15 protein-coding genes, 2 tRNA genes and 6 pseudogenes are annotated in these 14,665 nt (G+C 39.8%); 3 read left to right on the top strand and 20 right to left on the bottom strand.

Annotated elements, in window-relative coordinates; all coding sequences use genetic code 11:
- Positions 1 to 14: 14 nt before the first annotated feature.
- The 9 genes and pseudogenes from nuoH to ACFIJS_RS04075 form a co-directional block, all read right to left on the bottom strand.
- Positions 15 to 1,061, bottom strand: a complete 1,047-nt coding sequence (gene nuoH, locus ACFIJS_RS04115) for an NADH-quinone oxidoreductase subunit NuoH (RefSeq protein ID WP_375644200.1) — start codon at positions 1,059 to 1,061, stop codon at positions 15 to 17.
- Between the two features lie 22 nt (positions 1,062 to 1,083).
- Complete coding sequence (nuoG, locus tag ACFIJS_RS04110; RefSeq protein ID WP_375650329.1) at positions 1,084 to 3,153, bottom strand: NADH-quinone oxidoreductase subunit NuoG; 2,070 nt, start codon at positions 3,151 to 3,153, stop codon at positions 1,084 to 1,086.
- Between the two features lie 63 nt (positions 3,154 to 3,216).
- On the bottom strand, positions 3,217 to 4,524 hold the full coding sequence (gene nuoF / locus ACFIJS_RS04105) for an NADH-quinone oxidoreductase subunit NuoF (protein WP_375650202.1): 1,308 nt from the start codon (positions 4,522 to 4,524) through the stop codon (positions 3,217 to 3,219).
- 146 nt (positions 4,525 to 4,670) lie between these two features.
- Positions 4,671 to 5,343: pseudogene (gene nuoE, locus ACFIJS_RS04100) on the bottom strand (NADH-quinone oxidoreductase subunit NuoE).
- Positions 5,343 to 6,533: an NADH-quinone oxidoreductase subunit D gene (locus ACFIJS_RS04095; RefSeq protein WP_375623698.1), complete on the bottom strand. Its 1,191-nt coding sequence runs from the start codon at positions 6,531 to 6,533 to the stop codon at positions 5,343 to 5,345. The pseudogene nuoE and the gene ACFIJS_RS04095 overlap by 1 nt, the downstream one beginning before the upstream one ends.
- Before the next feature lie 121 nt (positions 6,534 to 6,654).
- Positions 6,655 to 7,263 (bottom strand): NADH-quinone oxidoreductase subunit C, encoded by a 609-nt coding sequence (locus tag ACFIJS_RS04090; RefSeq protein ID WP_375650327.1) that lies wholly within the window; start codon positions 7,261 to 7,263, stop codon positions 6,655 to 6,657.
- Between the two features lie 17 nt (positions 7,264 to 7,280).
- Positions 7,281 to 7,862, bottom strand: a complete 582-nt coding sequence (locus ACFIJS_RS04085; RefSeq protein ID WP_375650200.1) for a NuoB/complex I 20 kDa subunit family protein — start codon at positions 7,860 to 7,862, stop codon at positions 7,281 to 7,283.
- Entirely contained in the window at positions 7,853 to 8,218 is a 366-nt protein-coding gene (locus tag ACFIJS_RS04080; RefSeq protein WP_375650198.1) for an NADH-quinone oxidoreductase subunit A, read from the bottom strand. The genes ACFIJS_RS04085 and ACFIJS_RS04080 overlap by 10 nt, the downstream gene beginning before the upstream one ends.
- Positions 8,219 to 8,511: 293 nt before the next feature.
- Positions 8,512 to 8,588, bottom strand: a tRNA-Asp gene (locus ACFIJS_RS04075).
- Positions 8,589 to 8,761: 173 nt separating this feature from the next.
- Here ACFIJS_RS04075 and ACFIJS_RS04070 point away from each other — a divergent pair.
- A tRNA-Val gene (locus ACFIJS_RS04070) sits at positions 8,762 to 8,837 on the top strand.
- 72 nt (positions 8,838 to 8,909) lie between these two features.
- Here the strand turns inward: ACFIJS_RS04070 and ACFIJS_RS04065 are convergent.
- On the bottom strand, positions 8,910 to 9,305 hold the full coding sequence (locus ACFIJS_RS04065; RefSeq protein ID WP_375650195.1) for an XRE family transcriptional regulator: 396 nt from the start codon (positions 9,303 to 9,305) through the stop codon (positions 8,910 to 8,912).
- A 206-nt stretch (positions 9,306 to 9,511) separates the two neighbouring features.
- Here ACFIJS_RS04065 and ACFIJS_RS04060 point away from each other — a divergent pair, with 206 nt between their 5' ends.
- Both ACFIJS_RS04060 and ACFIJS_RS04055 read left to right on the top strand, forming a co-directional pair.
- Positions 9,512 to 9,769 carry a type II toxin-antitoxin system RelB/DinJ family antitoxin gene (locus ACFIJS_RS04060; protein ID WP_375650193.1) on the top strand — a complete coding sequence of 86 codons (258 nt, stop codon included), beginning with the start codon at positions 9,512 to 9,514 and terminating at the stop codon, positions 9,767 to 9,769.
- A gap of 1 nt (position 9,770) precedes the next feature.
- A pseudogene (locus ACFIJS_RS04055) lies at positions 9,771 to 10,035 on the top strand (type II toxin-antitoxin system YafQ family toxin).
- A 23-nt stretch (positions 10,036 to 10,058) separates the two neighbouring features.
- On the opposite strand, the gene ACFIJS_RS04050 reads toward ACFIJS_RS04055, so the two are convergent.
- From ACFIJS_RS04050 to ACFIJS_RS04005, 10 genes and pseudogenes are all read right to left on the bottom strand, one after another.
- Positions 10,059 to 10,289: a hypothetical protein gene (locus tag ACFIJS_RS04050; protein ID WP_375650326.1), complete on the bottom strand. Its 231-nt coding sequence runs from the start codon at positions 10,287 to 10,289 to the stop codon at positions 10,059 to 10,061.
- Between the two features lie 34 nt (positions 10,290 to 10,323).
- Positions 10,324 to 10,550, bottom strand: a pseudogene (locus ACFIJS_RS04045) (hypothetical protein).
- Complete coding sequence (locus tag ACFIJS_RS04040; protein ID WP_375650191.1) at positions 10,547 to 11,158, bottom strand: lysozyme; 612 nt, start codon at positions 11,156 to 11,158, stop codon at positions 10,547 to 10,549. The pseudogene ACFIJS_RS04045 and the gene ACFIJS_RS04040 overlap by 4 nt, the downstream one beginning before the upstream one ends.
- Positions 11,159 to 11,271: 113 nt before the next feature.
- Positions 11,272 to 11,601: a hypothetical protein gene (locus ACFIJS_RS04035; RefSeq protein ID WP_375650188.1), complete on the bottom strand. Its 330-nt coding sequence runs from the start codon at positions 11,599 to 11,601 to the stop codon at positions 11,272 to 11,274.
- A 55-nt stretch (positions 11,602 to 11,656) separates the two neighbouring features.
- Entirely contained in the window at positions 11,657 to 12,010 is a 354-nt protein-coding gene (locus ACFIJS_RS04030; protein ID WP_375650186.1) for a hypothetical protein, read from the bottom strand.
- A 94-nt stretch (positions 12,011 to 12,104) separates the two neighbouring features.
- Positions 12,105 to 12,371 carry a hypothetical protein gene (locus ACFIJS_RS04025; RefSeq protein WP_375650324.1) on the bottom strand — a complete coding sequence of 89 codons (267 nt, stop codon included), beginning with the start codon at positions 12,369 to 12,371 and terminating at the stop codon, positions 12,105 to 12,107.
- A 4-nt stretch (positions 12,372 to 12,375) separates the two neighbouring features.
- Positions 12,376 to 12,654, bottom strand: a pseudogene (locus ACFIJS_RS04020) (hypothetical protein); the annotation flags it as partial.
- A 13-nt stretch (positions 12,655 to 12,667) separates the two neighbouring features.
- Positions 12,668 to 13,612 carry a hypothetical protein gene (locus tag ACFIJS_RS04015; protein WP_375650184.1) on the bottom strand — a complete coding sequence of 315 codons (945 nt, stop codon included), beginning with the start codon at positions 13,610 to 13,612 and terminating at the stop codon, positions 12,668 to 12,670.
- 38 nt (positions 13,613 to 13,650) lie between these two features.
- Positions 13,651 to 14,047: pseudogene (locus ACFIJS_RS04010) on the bottom strand (DNA adenine methylase); the annotation flags it as partial.
- A gap of 38 nt (positions 14,048 to 14,085) precedes the next feature.
- Positions 14,086 to 14,665 (bottom strand): annotated as a pseudogene (locus tag ACFIJS_RS04005) (hypothetical protein); the annotation flags it as partial.

The following is a 14,665-nucleotide window of genomic DNA, read 5'->3' as shown; positions in this document are numbered from 1 at the left end:
CGTAAAATCTCCTTTTAAACGAAATCTGTAAACTTTAAAAAAGCAGCAGTTATCACAACCATTGCTAGTGAGAGAGGAAGAAAAACCTTCCAACCAAGTCGCATGAGCTGATCATAGCGATAGCGTGGAACAAATGCTTTAACCATAGCAAACCAAAAAAATACAAAACAGACTTTTAAAACAAACCAAATGATACCAGGAACCCAATTAAGCCACCAAACATCTAAGGGAGGCAGCCAACCGCCTAAAAATAGAATGGTTGTTAATGCGCACATTAAAACAATCGCAACATATTCACCAAGAAAGAAAAGCATGTAAGGCGTTGAAGAATATTCTACCATATGACCAGCTACAAGTTCAGATTCTGCTTCCACCAAATCGAATGGAGGACGGTTTGTCTCTGCGAGCGCAGAAATAAAAAATATAATAAACATTGGAAAAAGGACCAACCAATTCCAATCGAGAAAGCTATTAAAAGGAAGACCAAGAGTTGTACCAAGCCCGTGCGTTTGTTTAAAAACAATTGTTGTGAGATCCAACGAACCACTTATTAAAATGACAGTTACAAGCACAAAACCAATTGAAACTTCATAAGAAACCATTTGTGCTGCCGAACGAAGAGCTCCTAAGAAAGGATATTTTGAATTTGATGCCCATCCCCCCATAATAACACCATAAACTTCAAGAGATGAAATGGCTAAGATATAAAGCAAGCCAACATTAATCTTCGCAACCTCCCAGCCCTCATTGACAGGAATAACAGCCCAAGTTGATAAAGCAAGTGTCGCTGAAACAAAAGGAGCCAAAAGAAAAACACCCTTATTCGCAGCTGCAGGGATAATAGGTTCCTTAACAACAAACTTAATTAAATCTGCAAAAGACTGTAACAATCCCCACGGACCAACAACATTCGGACCACGCCGCAATTGTACCGCTGCCCAAATTTTTCTATCTGCGTAAAGAAGATAAGCAACTAAGACCAAAAGCACGACCAAAAGAAGAAGTGTTTTTCCGATTATAATGAGTAATGGCAACAGCCAAGTCATAAAGAAATCATACATCATTATTCCTTTTCCTTTGCCCTTACTTTACAGTTTGCGTAGCACGGTTTTTTGCAAGAGATGAACATTCAGCCATAACAGCAGAAGCACGTGCTATCGGATTTGTTAAATAAAAGTCTTTAACCGTAGAAGTAAATGTTTGACTCTCTAGAGAAACCATTTGTGAACCAAGCACCTTAAGACCATTTATATCAGAAGGCACTATATCATTAACAGCACAAAGGTGTGGATAATCATTAAACAAGCATTGTCTTAATTGAGAAAGAGAATCAAAAGGGAGCCTTTGTCCTAAAATGTCCGATAAAGCACGCAAAATAGCCCAATCTTCTTTTGCTTCACCTGGAGCAAAACCAGCCCGATTTGTCATTTGAACACGTCCTTCTGTATTCACATAAAGTCCTGATTTTTCAGTGTAAGCAGATGCAGGCAAAATAACATCAGCAGCATGTGCACCATTATCACCATGGCTACCAATATAAACTGTAAAAGCTTTTGTATTGGCTAATTCTACTTCATCAGCACCAAGCAAAAATAAAACTTCACAGGTTTTAAGTATATTTGCAACCCCAAGCTTAGAAGTAAAGCCTATATCCAACCCTCCAACAATTGATGCTGCATTATGAAGAACCCCAAACCCATTCCATGTCTCACTAAGAGCACCAATATTATCAGCTAATTTAGCAAGACTTTTTAAAACAGATAAACCCTCATTTCCTAAAACAGCTCCCTCTCCGAAAAGAATAAGGGGCCTCTTCGCTTCTTTTAAGACATTAAAAAAAACATCCTCTCCACGAATAAGTTTCGTTAATGTATCACTCCCAGATCCAAGATAAGAATAAGGATAACGTAAATCGACTTTCTCTCCAATTAATGCAATAGGAAAATTTCCCATCCGTTGGCGCTTTAAAATACGCGCATTTAAAACAGCCGCTTCATGACGTGGATTAGATCCCACAATAAGCAGTGCATCAGCCTGTTCAATACCCACAATTGTAGGATTAAAAATATAACTCGAACGACCAAACTCAGGCGATAAAGCCCCCCCTCTTTGACGACAATCAAAAAGCGTTGATCCCAAAGAGCTCAATAATGCTTTAAGGGCATACATTTCTTCAACAGAAGCAAGATCTCCAGCAATGGCTCCAATTTTTTCTGGAAAAATTTTAGAGATCACCATTTTAATTTTTGTAAAAGCTTCTGTCCAACTGACAGGTTGAAGCTTTCCATCTTTGCGTACATATGGTTTATCAAGCCGCTGAGTCCGTAATCCATCCCAAATAAAACGCGTTTTATCAGAGATCCATTCCTCATTTACATCTTCATTCGTACGCGGCATAATCCGCATAACTTCACGGCCGCGGCTATCAATACGGATAGCACTACCAAGCGCATCCATCACATCAATCGATTCCGTTTTTACCAATTCCCACGGACGGGCATGAAACGCATAAGGTTTTGAAGTTAAAGCTCCCACCGGACAAAGATCAATAACATTTCCCTGTAATTCAGATGTCATAGCTTTTTCAAGATACGTCGTAATTTCAGCATCTTCACCACGACCGATCAAACCAAGCTCAGAAATACCTGCGACTTCCGTTGTAAAACGAACACACCGTGTACAATGAATACACCGTGTCATAACAGTTTTGACAAGAGGTCCAATATATTTATCTTCTACAGCACGTTTATTTTCTGTATAACGAGAACAATCTCGTCCATAAAGCATTGCTTGATCTTGAAGATCGCATTCTCCCCCTTGATCACACACTGGACAATCCAAAGGATGATTAATGAGAAGAAATTCCATAACACCTTCACGTGCTTTTTTTACCATCGCCGTATTGGTAAAAATCTCAGGTGCTTCACCATTAGGCCCTAATCGTAAATCACGAACCCCCATAGCACAAGAAGCCTGAGGCTTTGGAGGACCACCCTTAACCTCAACCAAACACATACGACAATTTCCAGCAATTGACAAAGATTCATGAAAACAAAAACGTGGAATTTCTGCCCCAGCCGCCTCAGCAGCTTGAAGCAACGTGTAGTAATCAGGAACTTCAATCTCTTTGCCATCAACTTTGATATTTATCATCACCCATCCAACCTGCGGATAACCCACTTAAAATTTGCATTCGGTTGCTCTTTTAAAAATCTTCTATCCTACTGCTTCCAAAGCAATATTTTTTCTTTGGACTACATTTCGCGTGTATTCATCAATTCTACGCTCGATTTCCGGACGAAAATTACGTATCAACCCCTGTACAGGCCATGCGGCAGCATCTCCAAGCGCACAAATAGTGTGTCCTTCAACCTGCTTAGACACTTCAAACAAAAGATCAATCTCGCGTTTTTGCGCTCTTCCTTCAATCATACGCCCTAAAAGACGCATCATCCAACCCGTCCCCTCACGACACGGTGTACACTGACCACAACTCTCGTGCTTGAAAAAAGCAGCTATACGCCAAATTGCCTTGATAATATCGGTTGATTTATCCATAACAATCATTCCCCCTGTGCCAAAAGAAGACCCGACATCTCGTATCCCATCAAAATCCATGATCGCATCGATCATATCCTCACCGCGGACGACTGGACAAGAAGCTCCCCCTGGAATAACTGCTAAAAGATTATTCCATCCACCACGAACACCACCCGTGTGTTTTTCAATTAATTCACGGAATGAAACACCAAGAGCATCTTCAAATGTACAAGGTGTATTAACATGTCCTGAAACCATAAATAATTTCGTTCCAACATTATTTGCTCGTCCGATTGATGAAAACCACGAAGCACCCCGCCGCAAAATCGTTGGAACAACGGCAATGGACTCTACATTATTTACTGTTGTTGGACAGCCATAAATCCCCATATTGGCAGGGAATGGTGGTTTAAGCCGAGGTTGTCCCTTTTTTCCCTCAAGACTTTCAAGAAGAGCCGTTTCTTCACCACAAATATAAGCACCAGCTCCATGATGAATAACAATATCACAAGCATGCCCATATTTCGTTTTTTTGCCAAGTAAACCTGCATCATAGCATTCATCAACGGCAGCTTGAAGCGCTTCTCGTTCACGAATATATTCACCACGAATATAAATAAAAGCAACATTCGCTCCCATAGCAAAAGTAGCGATTGCACATCCTTCAATCAAAGTATGAGGGTCATGACGTAAAATATCACGGTCTTTACAAGTTCCAGGTTCAGATTCATCTGCATTGACAACCAAATAATGAGGACGCCCATCATTCTGCTTTGGCATAAAAGACCACTTCATTCCGGTAGGAAAACCAGCACCACCACGACCGCGTAAACCCGATGCTTTTACCTCATCAATGATCCAATCACGGCCTTTGTCAATCATCTCTTTCAGGCCATTCCAATGCCCACGCAACATCGCAGCCCTTAATGATTTGTCTTTTAAACCATAAAGATTGGTGAAGATACGATCTTTATCAGCTAGCATACCCCACCTTTTTTTCTATTACCCATAGCATTTTCCGCTTTTCCTCAAATGCAATTTTTAAATATCTTTTCAAGACTTCTTACTTTTCGTTAAATGTTGCCATCATGGGTAGAATAATAAAATATTTTTTCAAGAAAAATACTTCATTATGTTCCCATTCTTTCCTTATCCTTTTTTGGTGAAGACTTAAGAGATCTTTTTTTCTTTCTCATCATCAATAAGAGAAGTTAAACCACTAATCGGTTCCGACGATTTACGACTACTTTGCGGACCAACTGCTATCTCAGAACCTTTTCCTGCTTCAAATGCATCAATAATTTCTTTAAGACGCTCAGCTGTAAGATCTTCATAGGTATCTTTAAAAATCATAACCATCGGGGCATTCACACAAGCACCAAGACATTCTACCTCTTCCCATGATAAGGTTCCATCCTGATTGGTAGCAAAAGGTTCATGATGAATTTTTTTCTGACAAACTTTAATTAATTCACCAGATCCACGCAACATACAAGGGGTCGTGCCACAAACTTGAATATGTGCCTTTGTTCCCACGGGTTTGAGTTGAAACTGAGTGTAAAAAGTTGCAACTTCCAAAACACGAATATAAGCCATGGAAAGAATCTGAGCAATATGCTCAATCGCAGCACGTGTCACCCAACCATCTTGCTCTTGAGCACGCATTAATAATGGAATTACAGCAGACTGCTCACGCCCTACAGGATATTTCTCTATAGTATTTTTTACCCATATCTGATTTTCTTTTGTAAAAGAAAACTCAGCGGGCTGATAAACATCATCTGCAAGACGGCGTACGGACATTAGCGATCAACCTCCCCAAAAACAATATCAATCGAACCCAAAATAGCTGTAGCATCCGCCAGCATATGTCCTCTGGTTAAAAAATCCATAGCTTGGAGATGAGCAAACCCAGGAGCACGCAACTTGACACGATAAGGCTTATTGGTTCCATCAGAAACAAGATAAACACCAAACTCACCCTTCGGAGCTTCCACAGCAACATATACTTCTCCAGGAGGCGTATGAAAACCTTCCGTATAAAGCTTGAAATGGTGAATCAGTGCTTCCATCGAACTTTTCATTTCACTTCGCTTCGGTGGTACAATTTTGCGATCCAAGCTCGAAACCGGCCCATTTTTTTCAGTACTCAGTAAACGCTCCACACATTGGCGCATAATTTTCGCTGATTGACGCATTTCCTCCATACGAATAAGATAGCGATCATAACAATCGCTATTTTTACCTATAGGAATATCGAATTCCATTTCATCGTAACATTCATAAGGCTGACTTTTACGCAAATCCCATGGAACACCAGCTCCACGAATCATAACCCCAGAAAAACCACGTGCCCAAGCTTCATCAATACTTACAACACCAATATCCACATTACGCTGCTTAAAAATCCGATTTGGGGTCACAAGCGCATCAAGTTTCCCGAGAGAAATAAGAAATGGATCAATAAAATCACCAATATCTTCAACTAAAGATTCTGGTAAATCTTGATGCACGCCACCAGGACGAAAATAATTTGCATGAAGACGAGCGCCACAGGCACGCTCATAAAAAATCATCAATCTTTCACGTTGCTCAAACCCCCAAAGCGGTGGTGTTAAAGCACCAACATCCATTGCCTGTGTCGTTACATTAAGCAAATGATTAAGAATACGCCCAATTTCAGAAAACAAAACACGTATTAATTGCCCTCTTTTAGGAACTTTAATATCCAATAACTTTTCAATAGCAAGAACAAAAGCATGTTCCTGATTCATAGGGGCAACATAATCCAAACGATCTAGATAAGGACCCGCTTGAAGATAAGTTTTTGTTTCCATTAATTTTTCGGTACCGCGATGCAATAACCCAATATGTGGATCTACACGCTCAACAACTTCACCGTCCAACTCCAGAACCATGCGCAAAACCCCATGCGCGGCAGGATGCTGCGGACCAAAATTGATATTAAAGTTTCGAACATTGACCTCAGCCACCATCAACCCCTTGCTTTAAAAAAAACTTCATATCAAATATCAAAAAAATCTATCATACTAAAAAATATTTAATTATTAAAAAAATACACTACTCTACTGTAACGCCTTATCAAAATTAATATTATTTTTCACCACCTATTTTTTCATCACATGGCAAAGTATACTGTCCTCCTTCCCAAGGAGAAAGAAAATCAAAATTACGCATCTCTTGGCGCAAAACAACAGGCTCATAAATTACCCTCTTTGCTTCATTATCATAACGGCATTCAACAAATCCTGTCACAGGAAAATCTTTGCGTAAAGGATATCCTTCAAATCCATAATCTGTTAAAATCCGTCTTAAATCCGGATGTCCTGAAAATAAAACCCCATACATATCATATGTTTCACGTTCATACCACTCTGCGCCAGGATAAACCGTACAAGCTGAAGCAACAGGAGTATTTTCATCCGTACGAACTTTTACACGTAAGCGTAAATTCTCACGAGGAGATAACAATTGGTAAGAAATATCAAAACGCTTATCGCGAAAAGGATAATCCACACCACTAATGTCTGTAAGATTAATAAATTGACAGCGCGAATCATCACGAACAAACATTAAGACATCGATAATTGCATCAAGACGTGCCACAATAGTCAATTCACCAAAAGCAAGGACAGTCTCTTCAAGCTTATTTTTTAACTTATTTTCCAAATAAGCAGCAAGTTCAATCAAAGTTTCATCCATCATGACAAGAAAACTCTTTATCGCTCTATGGATCCGATACGACGGATTTTTTTCTGTAGCAACAATATGCCGTATAATAATGCCTCTGCTGTAGGTGGACACCCTGGAACATATATATCGACAGGCACGATACGATCACATCCACGCACTACTGAATAGGAATAATGGTAATATCCCCCACCGTTTGCACATGACCCCATAGAAATCACATAACGTGGCTCTGGCATCTGATCGTACACTTTTCTTAAAGCAGGAGCCATCTTATTTGTTAGAGTACCTGCTACCACCATCACATCTGATTGACGGGGTGAAGCTCGTGGTGCATATCCAAAACGCTCATTATCATAATGAGGCATTGAACATTGCATCATTTCGATAGCACAACAAGCCAAACCAAAGCTCATCCACATTAAAGAACCTGTACGTGCCCAAGTAATCAAAGCATCTGCCGAGGTAACTAAAAATCCCTTATCTGATAATTCAGCATTAATATCACGAAAAAACTTATCGTCAGATCCTATCAGCTCACCAGTATTGGGATCAATGATTCCTTTTGTTTTTGGAGCAGCTATTGTTGAATTATTAGATCTTAATTCCATTCAAGGGCTCCTTTTTTCCATTCATATATAAATCCAATAGTCAAAATCGCTAAAAACACAATCATCGACCAAAAGCCAAATATACCTATTGATTCGAATGAAACAGCCCAAGGAAAAAGAAAAGCAACTTCAAGATCAAAAATAATAAATAAAATTGATACCAAATAGAAACGAATATCAAACTTCATGCGTGCATCACTAAATGAATTAAACCCACATTCATAAGCCGATAACTTTTCAGGATCGGGGGAACGATATGCTACAATGTAAGGTGTAATTAACAAAACTCCAGCAATAATTGCTGACACAATAATAAAAACCAAGACCGGTAAATAAGAGCTCAATAAATAAGCCATAACCCTCTTCCATCGTAACGAAATGCCTGAGTTTAACACAATGATTCAATATTGCGAGACCAAACAGACAAATTTAATAATTGCTCTACTAACTCTATTTATACTGCTTCAAAGGCATACAGAGCGATACTTTTCTTATCGGCATAGGTAACGCAGAGCAAAGAAAGACGCAAGTCCTATTCTTATAAACCATATAAAAAGAAAAAACATATTTATCCCTCAATCAAATACTCCACCACCTTACTCAATAGTACGGATATTTTAAAAAGGAAATTTCATAAGGAATCATGAAATGGCGCGAGTGACGGGGCTCGAACCCGCGACCTCCGGCGTGACAGGCCAGCACTCTAACCAACTGAGCTACACCCGCGCATTTTTTTCAAACCAATTTAATTTGGTACAAGCGGTCGTGTAAGGGGTTCATGCGTTTATGTCAAGAAGGATTATGCGTTTTTAAAAAAAATTATCAAATACCATCTTTATTCTTGCGTTTAGAAAAATTTTTCCTTAAAGAGTTCCCATTCAATTGCTAATCATTGCATTGGGCGATTAGCTCAGTTGGTAGAGCGCCTCGTTTACACCGAGGATGTCGGGAGTTCGAGTCTCTCATCGCCCACCATATAGCTTTATATTCCTATTAAGCTGTTGATAATTCATATGTTTTTTTAAGTGAGGGATATGTAGATAAAAGTTAGGGAATAGGATTTTTCAACCTATCTCTATAGGACGCCTCTTTTTTACAAACTTTCTCAAGAAGGTCTTTTAATTCTGCTAAGGTTTGTTGTGAAAAATTCTCTAAATTTCTAACAAACTCACCAACAGCTTCACGCCTCAACGGATCAGAAGTCTTGATTGTAAAACTTTTGCGACAAGCATAAGCTGCTTTTCTTAAGAGTAAAGCCTTCTCTTGATCTAAAGCATAGAGTTCAATTATCTTTTCCTCCAGTCCTACAGGAACAGATTTTTTGCCAATTTCTACAGATGATAAAAATGCTACAGATATATCTAATTTTTTAGCCATATCTAAAAGGCGTTCTGAGTGATCAAGACGAAGTTTCCGTAAAATTTTACCAAAGGATGTAACCATATAAAAAGTCCTATTAGAGAAGAAATATTTTCTTCTGATTCTAACAAATCTTTTTAAGATTTTCCTCAATTATTGCGAATCAAGAGTTCTTTTCGAGGTATTTTTTAGCAAAACCAGAGATCCAAAGTGTTCTCACTTATAAAAAGTTGACTTAGAGCTACAATGTAGCTACTTTATAATAAAGGTTAATGAATGGAAAATTTACCATGAAAGCTGACTCTATCGTTCGCGCCCGTATCCCCACTGAAATGAAAAAACAAGCAATGATCACCCTAGAGCGTATGGGTTTAAGTGCTTCAGATCTCATCCGTATGACATTTTTGCGTGTAGCTGAAGAAGGCCGCTTACCTTTCGATATCAAAGTACCCAATAACGCCACACGTAAAGCTATAAAGGAATTAGATGAAGGTAAAGGTGAGACATTTAAAAACGCTGATGCCCTTTTTAAGGACTTAGGCATTTAATATGCTGATACCTGTTCGCTCAGGACAATTTAAGCGTGACGTGCGCAAAGCTGAAAAACGCGGTAAAAATATGAATAAGCTGCGTATATTATTGAGTCTACTAATTGAAGAAAAACCATTACCTAGACATTACTGTGATCATCCACTAAAGGGTGATTGGGCGGAGTGTCATGATAGAACCAGATTGGTTGCTTATTTATAGAATAGAAGGAGATAAATTATATCTTATTCGTACAGGAACTCACTCCGACCTTTTCAAAGAATAATTATATGAAAAACTAAACGTACACTAACTTTTTGTTATCCACTTTTTGAGGTGTGAGAAGCTATTCTCTAGAGCGTCCACGAAACGGGAAAAATCTATTACAAACATAAAGAGAATGAAGGCAATCAATTTCATGATGCGTGACATCATTTTTAAGCCTTGATAGGTCTCTATCATCTCGAGAAAGAGTTGTTGTTCTGTTTCTGTAAGACCTTTATCTTTGGTGCTTCGTTTCTTGACCATCTTTCCAACCACATAAATGGGCAACCAGCCACCACAAGAAACAGACCTATTTGCCGCGCACCCAACGAGAAAGTTCAGTGCGCACACCAGCATCACTTTTTCGATTAACTTCATTTTAACCTCAAGCCGTGTTGTTGCTGTCTTTAAAGCTTTCTCTGTTTGCTTTTGCCGTTCGCTTTGTTTGCCAAGGTGAAACGCCTTGGCTAAAGCCATAAAAAAAACGGCTAAAGCCGCTGTAAACATAAGAGAATATTTCTTTAGCCAGAAAATCATAAGCGTTGCTCCCGAAACCGCTTGACAACAATCACTATGCCCGTTACAGCCGCTAAAACCATTATGCCTACTAATGCCCATTGGATTGGTCCATTGCCTGCTAACAAGCCTCCAAAACCAGAACAAGACCCTATAATCGGGGCAAGTGCTTCTACCTTGAAAAGACCTGTTGCCGTTTTCGTTTCTACCCTTTGATAATTTGAAGAAACATAAGACCCTTTTGCCCATAAACCCGCTTCTGCTGCTCGACGGTTGGCTAAACCAGCGAGAAGCTTCCCACCGACCTTATTCCATTTCTGTAATTCAACAGGTACGGTTTCATAATCGCCTTGATTAAGCTTCTTCAACAATGTTGACTTGCAAAAAGCAGCTTTTCCTACATTATAGCAAAACGAGACCAATGCTGCGAATTGGCAATCCGTTAACGAAACCGTGACCGATTCCTCTACCATCTGCTCGAATTGCTTTAAGTCTTCACAAAGGATTTCTTCTACTTGCTTTTGGCTAATACACATGCCTTTTTTGATAAGGGGATGACCCGCATTACTGGTGTGACCATAACCAATCGTCCAAACACATGCCGTGTCTCTATAAGCCTCTAAACGCAATCCTTCTCATTGTTTGATAAGTTCTAATCCTTCTTTCGATATCTTTCTCATCTAAAGCTCCATAAAAAAGCCCTACAAAAGTGAGGCTGGATAAAAATGTTTTCTTATGATCTCTATTGACTATGTTCTTTGATCAGTTGCTCGACTTCTTCAACACGAAAGCCAAGTTGAAAGAGCGGCGTATATTCGCTTTCCTGTAATTCATACTGAGAACGCTTTTCTACAAAATCACCATTTGAATCAAACGGCATAGTTGTTGTTATACAAACCTTATGCGTGTCATCTTCAATCCCCTCTTCTCCCTCTCCAAGCTCTTTAACAAAAACCCAATAAAACGGCATTGCTAAAAGATGCTCTAGCTTTCTTACTGTTTCAGCCTTATCAAAGGCAAGCATATTCAGATAATCTTCCTTGCTATTTAAATGCTCTGGATGATCTATCATCTACCCCTCCTCAACAAAATGCTGTGGATGACTACAGCCACGGGCGCTAGCCGATTCATAAATGGCATTCCGTATAATGATTGCACGCAGATGTGGAGTGATATTCGTAGTATCTGATCAGTCTCCACCAGCCAACAAATGCATACATATCTTTTTTAAACTGTACATTTGGTGAGGTTCCAGTTACTGTTTGCATGAAACACACATCTCTCACAAATTGCCAAACATAACCACAACCATCTTCACAACCGATATGCGAAATAATCCGTATATTTGCCGTATTCTTATGACCTCCAGAATGTTTCGGTAAAGGTGCTTTTTTGCCTTGAACCCCACCACCTTCATTGCTTCCATACACTGCAGAGTTAAATTCTGTATTATTTAGCAAAGCCTTCTTAACACGCAGCATATCGGATATGTGATCTGTTTGTAGACGGTTCGTCGTAATAGGAATATTATACGCCGAGCGGGTATTTTCACCTGAGCCTGACTGAAGATAAATATCAACCCAAAGGTCTTACGAAGGGGCATAGACCATCCCTTCGGGTAGAACTATGCGGGCGGTGATTCAAACACAAAACAGAGTTCGGCAATATATCTCCTGCTTGATAACCGGATAAGGGATGACCGGAAATCGTACCAACATCCGCACAGAGTGTATGAAAGCCTCCTATCTTTTGCGAATTAGTTACTGTATAATCCCTTGGATACGTAGAGTTTTCTGATAAAACAGGTTTATGAGACTGTTTTCCATCAGAAACCAAAATGATTTCCACACCAGCCTCCCATATCATATTTATAGTGAAATCTCGCTTGGAGCATGCAAGCATGAATTGTTGCCCATCCATTATTGCTTACCTTTCTATTTTCTGAATCAGGATCGATAAGACTCGGCATTCCACATTCTAATAAGGCTTTTCCTACCTCAGTAGAATCTGCACCAGGTTTCTCCCACATATTCACGTATCCTGGAGGAGGTTTGTCGATATTTGATATGTCACATCCAGCTATACTTAATAAAACTATCACACTTAATAATTTAAACAGTATAATTTAAACAGTGTATTCATTTTTTTCTCCATAAATAACCTAAACCTAAATTATCTAAAATTGCATGAGGTGCATAAATTGTTGCATGATGAGGTGTTCCATAAGCATCTTGACATTTTTTCCCCGCATTACCATAACAATTATGGGTGCTAGGCTTAAAGCCGCGTAGCGCTCCCACTTGCTCTCTTATTGGAATTGTTGGTGGAAATAATACATAGGGAAACTTCAAAGGTACCTTATAAAAAGTAGGTGGATTGTAACCAATTCCTGTACCAATGGGGTCAAGTAGATGGTTTTGTAAGTAAATATGATCTTTTTTACCATCACTCACATAATAGAGTGCATTCGCTATTGATTGAGAGTTATCAGCTGGTCCAAAAAGATAGATATCTGTTTTTTCTGCTATACCGTAAATGCCATGCTGTTCAAAGTCACGCATTCCATTGCCTACTGTCAGACTACCCCGGCTATGCGCACTAACACGAGCCTTGTCATTGCCATAACGATAGATAAAATCTTGGAACTTCTTTGTCGAATTACTCCATCCCCCAAAATACTCATAAATCGCTACCCCGAGCTCTACGAGCCTGTCTTCAGCTTGTGGGTGGTATGTAAAATAAAGGGGTTCATGTTCATTATCAGCTAAGTGGACAGCATTACCGGCTGCTTCATCTGGTGTGTTAAAAATACCATTATAGAACATACGCCTGTTGCCATCGGAGCCTGCTTGTAAATGCTGCTCATCTTCAGCATTTAAAAAGTGATACAGAGTAATATATTCTCCATCGCTGTCTTTGATATACTGTCCATTTTTATCTGTTGCATAGAGGACATTGCCATTTTCATCATGCAAAACCTCACCCACTGGGTGCTCTTTGACATTTGTGATTTCGCGTATTTTATCAAAGTATCCCAATCCTTCATCCGATAAATCATTGATCATATCTAGGCGATTATGCACGGCTCCCTCAAGCGGTGCGACATTGAGCTGTCCTACAGCCCACCAAAACTCAACCGCTTCAGATATAAAAACCGCAAAGCCCGCTCTAAATCCGTAAGCGTCCTTTGGATCTTGTAAAGCGAAACGCTGAAACGCCTCACAGCTGCTTATCTGAAACTCCAACAGATCCATAAAAGGGTGATAATGACGTTGCAAAACCCGAAAAAAATTCACCACATTGCCTGAACGATCATTGATGACTTCATATAAGGGAATCAATTTCCGCCTGAAGAATATTCCCCCCATTCCAACAAAAGGTTCAGCATAAGTGCGATGGGGAATGGCTTCAATGATTTTGATAATGGTCTTTGCCAACTTGATTTTGCCACCAACATAAGCGGCAGCTGGTTCTATAGGATCAACAGATTTTAATGTTTCTTTACAAAGTGTATCCATCATTTTTTAACACTCTTTCATCTATATTAGCCATCTTCTCATTGCTTTAAGTGATAAGAAGTGACTGCGATGTTGAGTTCTCTTACATCGGACGGGTTGGTCGCTAAACTATCCCCGTTGGCTGGACTACCAGCCCAGCCTCTATTCTCTCCTGTTTCCTTTCCGTTGTTTGGTGCCTCAAAGGTGATTTCTGTGGTGTATCCGCTTTGTTTTTCATAGCAGTGGGTGACGGTCGCGGCTTTCCATGGACCATTGATTTCGCCGCGAAACCCTTGCAATAAAAGAGGTTGATCCGCCATGATTTCGGGGCGTCCTTCTAGAGTTAAAGAACCACTGCCCACAGCACGGCAAAGTCGGTCTGATTCTGATGCTGCAGCAGCTCGTGCTTCTTCCTCACAAGTGTAACAAGTCCGCAGACGGCGCACGGGACCACTAAACCCTGTATGATGCTTGACTTGGCATTGCTGCCCTTTTGAGCGATCAAAATAAGAAGCCTCAATCGTGCCATATTGCGTGCGCGGCTCTAACCTGAATTCCCAGTTGGAACAGTCGTGCTTATGGATTGCTAATGCTGGTAAGTTATCCCCGCTTAAAAACAAAAACTTATTGTCCTTAATC

Source organism: Bartonella sp. OT172YNZD, from assembly GCF_042193725.1.
Lineage (GTDB): Bacteria > Pseudomonadota > Alphaproteobacteria > Rhizobiales > Rhizobiaceae > Bartonella > Bartonella grahamii_A.
The sequence above is the reverse complement of the archived record's forward strand: the minus strand, read 5'-3'. Positions and strand labels throughout refer to the sequence as shown.

Excerpts from the sequence above, each read along its gene's own strand:
- nuoG (WP_375650329.1), bottom strand. The coding sequence starts at position 3,153 with ATGATAAATATCAAAGTTGATGGCAAAGAGATTGAAGTTCCTGATTAC.
- ACFIJS_RS04090 (WP_375650327.1), bottom strand. The coding sequence starts at position 7,263 with ATGGATGAAACTTTGATTGAACTTGCTGCTTATTTGGAAAATAAGTTA.
- ACFIJS_RS04085 (WP_375650200.1), bottom strand. The coding sequence starts at position 7,862 with ATGGAATTAAGATCTAATAATTCAACAATAGCTGCTCCAAAAACAAAA.
- ACFIJS_RS04060 (WP_375650193.1), top strand. The coding sequence starts at position 9,512 with ATGAAAGCTGACTCTATCGTTCGCGCCCGTATCCCCACTGAAATGAAA.
- nuoF (WP_375650202.1), bottom strand. The coding sequence starts at position 4,524 with ATGCTAGCTGATAAAGATCGTATCTTCACCAATCTTTATGGTTTAAAA.
- ACFIJS_RS04030 (WP_375650186.1), bottom strand. The coding sequence starts at position 12,010 with ATGCTGCGTGTTAAGAAGGCTTTGCTAAATAATACAGAATTTAACTCT.
- nuoH (WP_375644200.1), bottom strand. The coding sequence starts at position 1,061 with ATGTATGATTTCTTTATGACTTGGCTGTTGCCATTACTCATTATAATC.
- ACFIJS_RS04080 (WP_375650198.1), bottom strand. The coding sequence starts at position 8,218 with ATGGCTTATTTATTGAGCTCTTATTTACCGGTCTTGGTTTTTATTATT.
- ACFIJS_RS04065 (WP_375650195.1), bottom strand. The coding sequence starts at position 9,305 with ATGGTTACATCCTTTGGTAAAATTTTACGGAAACTTCGTCTTGATCAC.
- ACFIJS_RS04035 (WP_375650188.1), bottom strand. The coding sequence starts at position 11,601 with ATGATAGATCATCCAGAGCATTTAAATAGCAAGGAAGATTATCTGAAT.